Source organism: Streptomyces mayonensis (assembly GCF_018982965.1).
GTDB lineage: Bacteria > Actinomycetota > Actinomycetes > Streptomycetales > Streptomycetaceae > Streptomyces > Streptomyces mayonensis.
Map to the genome: position 1 here is coordinate 19,184 of NZ_JACBYP010000112.1, position 8,526 is coordinate 27,709.

Genomic DNA, 8,526 nt, shown 5'->3' on the forward strand with positions numbered 1-8,526 from the left:
GTCCTCGGGGTGCACGGAATCCCCGGGGTGCACGGAATCCTCGGGGTGCACGGCGTCCTCCGGCGGGGGTGTCACTGGTAGAGCGTCCCCGTGTTCAGGACCGGCTGGGCGGCGCGGTCCCCGCAGAGCACGACCATCAGGTTGGACACCATCGCGGCCTTGCGCTCGTCGTCCAGCTCCACGATGTCCTGCTCGCTGATCCGGGCCAGTGCCGCCTCGACCATGCCGACCGCGCCGTCCACGATCTGCCGCCGCGCGGCGACCACCGCGCCCGCCTGCTGCCGCTGGAGCATCGCCGAGGCGATCTCCGGCGCGTAGGCGAGGTGTGTGAAGCGGGACTCGATGATCTGCACGCCGGCCGCCTCCACGCGCGCGTGCAGCTCGACGGCGAGCTTCTCGGTGATCTCCTCGGCGTTGCCGCGCAGCGAGAGGCCGTCCTCCTCGTGGGCGTCGTACGGGTACTCGATGGCGATGTGCCGCACGGCCGCCTCGGTCTGGGTGGACACGAACTCCACGTAGTCGTCGACCTCGAAGGTGGCCTGCGCCGTGTCCTCCACCCGCCACACCACGACCGCGGCCAGCTCGATCGGGTTGCCGTAGGCGTCGTTCACCTTCAGGACGGCCGTTTCGTGGTTGCGCACCCGCGTCGAGATCTTGGTGCGGGAGGTGAAGGGGTTGACCCAGCGCAGGCCGTCCTGGCGGATCGTGCCCCGGTACCGTCCGAAGAGCTGCACCACGCGGGCCTGGCCCGGCGCGACCATGTTCAGGCCGCACATCGCGAGGAAGGCCGCCAGGGCGACCAGGATGCCGACGACGATCAGGACGGCCTTTCCGCCGGCCGCGTCGACCGCCGTGGCGGCGACGACCAGACCGGCGCCGACGAGCAGCCCGACCAGACCGAGCAGCAGTGCGAATCCGCCGCCGATGCTGTGTGCCTGGGTCTCGCGCACCCGCGGTGCCGGCATCTCGGGCACATCCGCGGTGACCTGCGGGGCATCGTGTGTGGACATGAGTGGTCCCCCGTTCTCGACGGACACGGCCGACCGCGCCCGTACGTCTATCGTCCATCTATCTATAGGCTCTCTATTTGTTATCACTTTACCCGTCGACGGCAACCCCGAACCGCTCTCGGGCGTCGGTTCCTGTGGGGCGGGTGCTGATTCTCACGTCCGTACAAGGCTGGATCGGCAGCCGTTTGTCACATCTACAGGTGTTAGCTTGCTGAGCTGACCTGAGCGACGAACCTGTGTGACGCCTGAGCAGGGTGTGCCCACAGATGACCGACAGATGACCGAAGCGGGAGCGGATCGACTCATGGGAAGAGCGGAAGAGAGAAGAGCGCGACAGCGCGGTGGCCGCCGCGCGGCGCCCAAACGCCGCCGCTCGGCCCCGGCGGACGGCCGCGGCCGGATACGCCGGCTGTTCACCTGGAAGAAGGTCGTCGGCACCTTCCTGGGGCTCTGCCTGCTCCTCATGGGCGCCTTCATCGTGCTCTACATGGTGATCGACATCCCCGAGGGCAACCCCGAGGCCGAGCTGCAGAGCAACGTCTACAAGTACAGCGACGGCAGCATCATGGCCCGCACCGGTGAACGCAACCGTGAGATCGTCGACCTGGCGAAGATCCCGAAGGACGTCCAGCGCTCGTTCGTCGCCTCCGAGAACAAGACCTTCTACAGCGACACCGGAGTCGACCTCAAGGGCACCGCGCGCGGCGTGCTCAACACGCTCTCCGGCAAGGGCGCGCAGGGCGGTTCGACGATCACCCAGCAGTACGTCAAGAACTACTACCTGTCCCAGGAACAGACGGTCACGCGCAAGCTCAAGGAACTGGTCATCTCCCTGAAGCTGGACCGGGACAAGTCCAAGGACTACATCCTCGCCGGCTACATCAACACCAGTTACTACGGCCGCGGCGCCTACGGCATCCAGGCCGCGGCCCAGGCCTACTACCGCGTCGACGCCGAGGACCTGACGGTCGAACAGGGCGCGTACCTCTCCGCGCTGCTCCAGGCACCGAACCAGTACGACTGGGCGATCGCCAGCGAGACCGGCAAGAAGCTCGTCCAGGAGCGCTGGAACTACGTCCTGGACAACATGGTCGAGCAGAAGTGGCTCAGCCGGAGCGACCGCCAGGGCATGAAGTTCCCGCAGCCCGAGGAACCCAAGGCCGCCGCCGGCATGGAGGGCCAGACCGGGTACCTGGTGGAGGCGGCCAACTACTCGCTCAAGAAGCAGCTCGTCGCCCAGGGCGACGCCGAGGACATGGAGCAGGCCAAGGCGCTCGTGGACCTCGGCGGCTACACGGTCACCCTCAACATCGACAAGAAGAAGCAGGCCGAGCTGGAGAAGTCGGTCAAGGCCAAACTCACCAGCAAGCTCGACCCCGACAAGCGCGAGGTCGACGCCGACGTCCAGGCCGGCGCCGTGTCCGTCGACCCGAAGACGGGCGCGGTCGTGGCGATGTACGGCGGCGTGGACTACATCAAGCACTACACCAACAACGCCACCCGCGACGACTACCAGGCCGCCTCCACCTTCAAGCCGGTGATCCTGGCCGCCGCCGTCGACCAGGACGCCGAGACCCAGGACGGCGTGCCGATCACCGCCAAGACGATCTACGACGGCACGAGTGAACGCCCCGTGATGAACGGCGGCCAGGAGGTCGGCTTCGCACCGCCCAACGAGGACGACAAGAGCTATGGCGACATCGACGTGCAGGAGTCGATGAACCAGTCCGTCAACTCCGTCTTCGCGCAGATGGGCATCGACGTCGGCATGCCCGAGGTGGTGAAGGTCGCGGGCCAACTCGGCATGGACACCGAGGGCATGGAGGCCGTGCCCGCCCAGACCCTCGGCAGTATGGGCGCCAGCCCCCTGGAGATGGCCGGCGTCTACGCCACCCTCGACAACCACGGGAAGAAGGTCACCCCGAACATCGTCAAGGCGGCCGAGCACAAGGACCGCGCGATCGAGTTCCCCGATCCCGTGGGCCAGCAGGTCATCAGCCGCGAGGCCGCGGACACCGTGACCTCCGTGCTCACCGGCGTGGTCGACGACGGTACGGCCAAGACGTCCGTACGGGACAACCCGCTGCGCGACGGCCAGGTGGTGGCCGGCAAGACCGGTACGTCCGACAACAACAAGTCGGCCTGGTTCACCGGCTTCACCCCGGAACTGGTCACCTCGGTCGGCCTGTTCGGCGAGGACGCGAAGACCCACAGCCAGGTCCCGCTGTACAAGGCCGCCGGCGTCGACCGCGTCAACGGCGGTGGCTTCCCCGCCGAGATCTGGGCGGCGTACACCTTCGGCGTCATGGACGGGGTCAGCAAGTTCGACCTGGAGACCAAGCAGGGCAACGCGGTGAAGCCGAGCAACACGCCGTCGGACACCGCACCGCCGAGCCGGACGCCGACGCGGGAGGAGTCGAGCGAACCGCCCGAGAGCGAGTCGCCGCCGTCCCAGTCGCCGACGAGTGAGCCGCCGGAGAGCGAGTCGCCGCCCGAGCCGCCCGAGAGCGAGTCGCCGTCGAACAGCCCGTCCACGGAACCGCCGCCGGGCGGTGGCGAGTCCACGGAATCGGACGATCCCGGCTTCCCCGGCGGGGACTGGCCGTAGTAACGGCCCTCAGGGGAGGCGCGGAAGACCCGAACCTGTGAAGGGGCGCCCGGTACTCACCGGGCGCCCCTTTCTGCTGCGCCTTCGCGCTCAGGACCAGGTCAGCCCTGGTTCAGCTCGAACCAGACCACCTTGCCCGTGCTCAGCCGGGTCGCGCCCCAGCGCCGGGCCAGCCGGTTCACCAGGTACAGTCCGCGCCCGCCCTCGTCCGTGGCGCGGGCCTGCCGCAGCCGGGGCAGCTGCGGCACGTCGTCGCCGACTTCGCAGCGCAGCACGTCCGTGCGCAGCAGCCGCAGCGTGACCGGACGGGAGGCGTAGCGCACCGCGTTGGTCACGACCTCGCTGACGAGCAGCTCCACGGAGTCCGTGAGGTCCTCCATGCCCCAGCGGGCCAGCGCGCGCCGGGCCAGGCGGCGGGCCTTGCCGGGAGCCGCGTCCTCGGGCTCCAGGAACCAGTACGCCACGTCGCTGGGCGCGATGCCGTCGAAGCGGGCGGCGAGCAGCGCGATGTCGTCGTCCCGGTCGCCCGGGCCGAGCATGTCGAGCACCTCGTCGCACAGCGCCTCCAGCGGCGGCGGATGGTCCGGGCCGGTGAGCTGCGCGGTCGCGGCCAGGCGCTCCCGCAGCTGCTCTATACCGGTCCACACGTCGCGCAGCCGGGACTCCACCAGCCCGTCGGTGTAGAGGAGCAGGGTCGCGCCGGCCGGGGCGTCCAGCTCGACGGCCTCGAAGTCCACGCCGCCGACGCCGATCGGCGCCCCGGCGGGCACCCGCAGCACCTCGGCCTCGCCGCCCATGTGCAGCAGGACGGGCGGCGGGTGGCCGGCGTTGGCGACGGTGATGCGGTGCGAGACCGGGTCGTACACCGCGTACAGGCAGGTCGCCATGCGGTCGGTGCCCAGCCGCTGGGCCTGTTCGTCGAGGTGGTGCAGCACCTCCTGCGGCGGCAGGTCCAGCCCGGCGAGCGTCTGCGCGGTGGTGCGCAGCTGGCCCATGATGGCCGCCGACGTCATGGAGTGGCCCATCACGTCCCCGACGACCAGCGCGACGCGGCTGCCGGGCAGCGGGATGGCGTCGTACCAGTCGCCGCCGACCCGGGCCGTCTCGGCGGCCGGCAGGTAACGCGAGGCCAGGCGTACGCCGGTGCAGCGCGGCAGGTTCTCCGGGAGCATCGTGCGCTGCAGCTCGTCGGCGATGTACGCCTCACGCCCGTACAGCACCGCCTTGTCGATGCCGAGGGCGCTGTGCGTGGCGAGCTGGGCCGCCACCAGCAGGTCGTCGGCCTCGAAGGCGACGCGCTCCGGGCCGCGCAGGAACAGGGCGGCACCGATCACGCGGCGCCGCCCGCGCAGCGGCGCGAGGATCGCCCGCCTCCCGTCCGGCACGGCGAAGTCCCGCTCCTCGCCCAGCAGTTCCGGCAGAGCGGCGCGGGCGGCCGGCGTGTCCGTGAAGACCGGCCGCACCCCGCGCAGCACCTCGGCCAGCGCGCTGCCCGGCCGCACCTCGCACAGCTCCGAGCCGACCGTCTCCAGTTCGGAGGGCTCCGGCTGGGCGGCCGGGATGAAGCCGCCCTCGGTGTCCCGCTCGGCCGGTATCCGGTCGGTGCGCCGCAGCCGCAGTACCAGCGGGCCGGTGGGACGCTCGTCGCCGACCGGCAGCGGCTCGCGCAGGTAGACGAGGATCGCGTCGGCGAACGTGGGCACGGTGGCCCGGCACAGGCCCATCACGATCTCGTCGAGGTCCATGCCCCGGGCGATCCGCCGCGTCGCCGCGCCCACGAACCGCAGCCGGTCCCCGTCCCGCCGCATCGGCGTGGGCTGCCCGGGCGCGGTGAGCTGACCGGTGCGCCGGTCCGCGCCCGCCGCGGCGACGGCAGCCTGCTGCGGCCCGCCGCCCGGCTGCGCCGGGACGCCCTCGGCCGCGCCCGCCGGCCGCGGGCGGTGCGTGTCGGGTTCGGCGGCCTGCCCGGCGCCCGGCTGGGCATGCTGCTCGAAGGCGTCGGGGGAGTCCTCGGCCGCGGCGGGCGGCTGCTGCCCGGTGTGTCCCTGTACCGGTAACGCCGACCCGGAGGCGTGCGGCTCCGCGGCGGCACGCATGAGTGCCCCGCGGGGATCCGTGGGGTCGGCGCCCGTCTGCGGGCGGTCGAAGGAGGTCGGGTGCTCCGTCACGCGTGTCGAATCCATCCGTCCGGGACTGCGCGCGGCGCGTGCAGTTCGTCCCGCAGAAATCCCGATACCCCGAATACGTGCCCGGGGAACGGGATTCCCGCGTGGTCAGAAGCTGTTCCTGTGTCACCGGCGGACCGTCTGCGGCCCGTCTCCGTGTTGCCCTCGTACCCCTCGCTCACGTCTTGCCGCCCCTCGGTGACGATCGGTCAAGCACAGCGCACGCTCCGCCGGTTGCTCTCGCCGCGCTCCCTTGCGGAGGACGATCCTACGTTTCCTGCCCGGGGGCACATCAAGGGTCTCATGACGACGCGTGCGCGGGCGTACGATCCCAGTCGCCCGGCAGCGACGGTACCTCCCACGTGGGATCGGGCCGCCAGTCCTCCCAGCCGTCGGCGAACGGAGAGTCCCAGGCACGGATCCGGGCGAGCGCCGCACGGCCCGCCGTACGGACCCGCCCGGCGAGCCGGGCGTCCATCAGCCGGTCCCGCTGGGCCTGCGCGAACTCGTCCTCGTCCCGCCAGTGCCAACTGCGGTCCGGGTGCACCGAGATGTCCAGAAAATGGTCCTCGGAGTCGACGCCGCCCGCCCAACGGGCCAGCGGTTCCTCGAGGTTCACGTACCAGTTCTTGAACCGCCAGCCCGGGTCCCAGAACAGCCACACCGACCAGGGCTCGCCGGGCCGTGCCAGCTTCAGCACCCCGGTGCCGAACCACCGGTCGCGCTGCACGGTGCGCGGCTTGGTGTAGCGCGTGGCCAGCGGTTCCAGGTGTACGGGGGTGCCGTCGGCGAGCACCGGCTTCACGCACTCGGTGCCGGGCGCGAGCCACACGGCGAGCAGGTCGGCGTCGTGCCGGACGACGGTGACGGGCCGTGCGATGTGGATGTGCGGGCCGCCGTTCTCCCGGTACCGCCACAGGATCCGGTCCCCGGGTGCCCAGAACTCCGCCGGAACACCCGGAGCGTCCGCCCCCGGGCCCGTCACCCCGCTCACCGCTTCACCGTCTGCCATGGACAGATATTAGGTGCCCCGACCACGCGACGCGCCGGTGACCGGGAGAGCGGAACCCGATCCGGCGACAGGACCCGGTGGCGCGCTCCCCCCCCGCCTCCTCGGGCTTCTCCGTCACGGACGGGTCATCCGCAGTACGTCCAGCGCCTCGTCCAGCTGCTCGTGCGTGAGGTCGCCGCGCTCGACGTACCCGCCCTCCAGCACCACCTGGCGGATCGTCTTCCGCTCCGCCAGCGCCTTCTTGGCGACCTTGGCGGCCTCCTCGTACCCGAGGTACTTGTTCAGCGGCGTGACGACGGAGGGGGACGACTCGGCGTACTCGCGGGCCCGGTCGCGGTGGGCGACGATGCCGTCGACGGTCCGGTCGGCCAGCAGCCGCGAGACGTTGGCGAGCAGCCGCACCGACTCCAGTACGTTCTTGGCGATCACCGGCAGCATGACGTTCAGCTCGAAGTTGCCGGCGGCTCCGGCCGCGGCGACCGTCGCGTCGTTGCCGGTGACCTGGGCGGCGACCATGAGGACCGCCTCCGGGATCACCGGGTTGACCTTGCCGGGCATGATGGACGACCCGGGCTGGAGGTCCGGCAGGGCGATCTCGGCGAGGCCGGTGCCCGGGCCGGACGCCATCCAGCGCAGGTCGTTGGCGATCTTCGTCAGCCCGACCCCGATGGTCCGCAGCTGCCCACTCGTCTCCACGACGCCGTCCCGGGCGCCCTGCGCCTCGAAGTGGTCGCGCGCCTCGGTCAGCGGCAGCCCGGTCGCGCGGGCCACCTCCTCGATGACGGCGGCGGAGAAGCCGGGCGGGGTGTTGATCCCGGTGCCGACGGCGGTGCCGCCCAGCGGCAGCTCCGCGAGGCGCGGCAGGGAGGCCTCCAGCCGCTCGATGCCGTACCGCACCTGGGCGGCGTACCCGCCGAACTCCTGACCGAGGGTGACGGGCGTGGCGTCCATGAGGTGCGTACGCCCCGACTTCACGACGTCGGCGAACTCCGCCGCCTTGCGCTCCAGCGCGCCGGCGAGATGGTCGAGCGCCGGAACCAGGTCGCGGGTGACGGCGGCGGTGGCGGCGATGTGGATCGAGGACGGGAAGACGTCGTTGGAGGACTGGGAGGCGTTGACGTGGTCGTTGGGGTGCACGTCGCGGCCGAGGCGCTCGGTGGCCAGCGTGGCGAGGACCTCGTTGGTGTTCATGTTGGACGAGGTGCCGGACCCGGTCTGGAACACGTCCACGGGGAAGTGCGCGTCCCACTTCCCCTCGGCGACCTCGTCGGCCGCCTCCTGGATCGCGGCGGCGACGTCCGGGGCGAGAACGCCCAGCTCGGCGTTGACCTTGGCGGCGGCGCCCTTGATCCGCGCGAGGGCCTCGACGTGGGCGCGTTCGAGGCGCTGCCCGGAGACGGGGAAGTTCTCGACGGCGCGCTGGGTCTGGGCGCGCCACTTGGCGTCCGCGGGGACGCGGACCTCGCCCATGGAGTCGTGCTCGATGCGGTAGTCGCTCATACCGGGTACAGCGTGCGGGGCGGTGCGGATGTTCCGGGGCGGGTGGGCCGGCGGGGGTGTTTAGCCCCCCCCCCCCCGCCCCCCCCCGCGCCCCCCGGCGGGGGGGGGGCGCCGGGGGGGCGGGGGCGCCGGCCGCCCCCGCCCCGGCGGGCCGCAGGTCACGTCGTCGAAGCCGTTGACCCGGTCCCTCGTGGCCTGCTCGGGCAGGGCCCTGGCGGTGGTCACGGGCTC

The 8,526-nt window shown here is 71.7% G+C and carries 5 protein-coding genes; 1 reads left to right on the plus strand and 4 read right to left on the minus strand.

Features of this window, described 5'->3' with window-relative positions:
• Positions 1-71: 71 nt before the first annotated feature.
• A complete protein-coding gene (locus HZS56_RS30440; RefSeq protein ID WP_216724032.1) occupies positions 72-1,010 on the minus strand; it encodes an SPFH domain-containing protein in 939 nt (312 codons plus the stop codon).
• A gap of 304 nt (positions 1,011-1,314) precedes the next feature.
• Here HZS56_RS30440 and HZS56_RS30445 point away from each other — a divergent pair, with 304 nt between their 5' ends.
• A complete protein-coding gene (locus HZS56_RS30445; RefSeq protein WP_216724033.1) occupies positions 1,315-3,618 on the plus strand; it encodes a transglycosylase domain-containing protein in 2,304 nt (767 codons plus the stop codon).
• Between the two features lie 101 nt (positions 3,619-3,719).
• On the opposite strand, the gene HZS56_RS30450 is transcribed toward HZS56_RS30445, so the two are convergent.
• The 3 genes from HZS56_RS30450 to HZS56_RS30460 all read right to left on the minus strand — a co-directional run bounded on the left by HZS56_RS30450 (position 3,720) and on the right by HZS56_RS30460 (position 8,295).
• The gene (locus HZS56_RS30450) at positions 3,720-5,786 is read right to left on the minus strand and encodes a SpoIIE family protein phosphatase (protein WP_374201226.1); all 2,067 of its coding nucleotides are present in this window, start codon (positions 5,784-5,786) and stop codon (positions 3,720-3,722) included.
• A gap of 298 nt (positions 5,787-6,084) precedes the next feature.
• Positions 6,085-6,795 carry a cytidylyl-2-hydroxypropylphosphonate hydrolase gene (fomD, locus tag HZS56_RS30455; RefSeq protein WP_216724035.1) on the minus strand — a complete coding sequence of 237 codons (711 nt, stop codon included), beginning with the start codon at positions 6,793-6,795 and terminating at the stop codon, positions 6,085-6,087.
• A 114-nt stretch (positions 6,796-6,909) separates the two neighbouring features.
• On the minus strand, positions 6,910-8,295 hold the full coding sequence (locus HZS56_RS30460) for a class II fumarate hydratase (RefSeq protein WP_216724036.1): 1,386 nt from the start codon (positions 8,293-8,295) through the stop codon (positions 6,910-6,912).
• Positions 8,296-8,526: the final 231 nt, after the last annotated feature.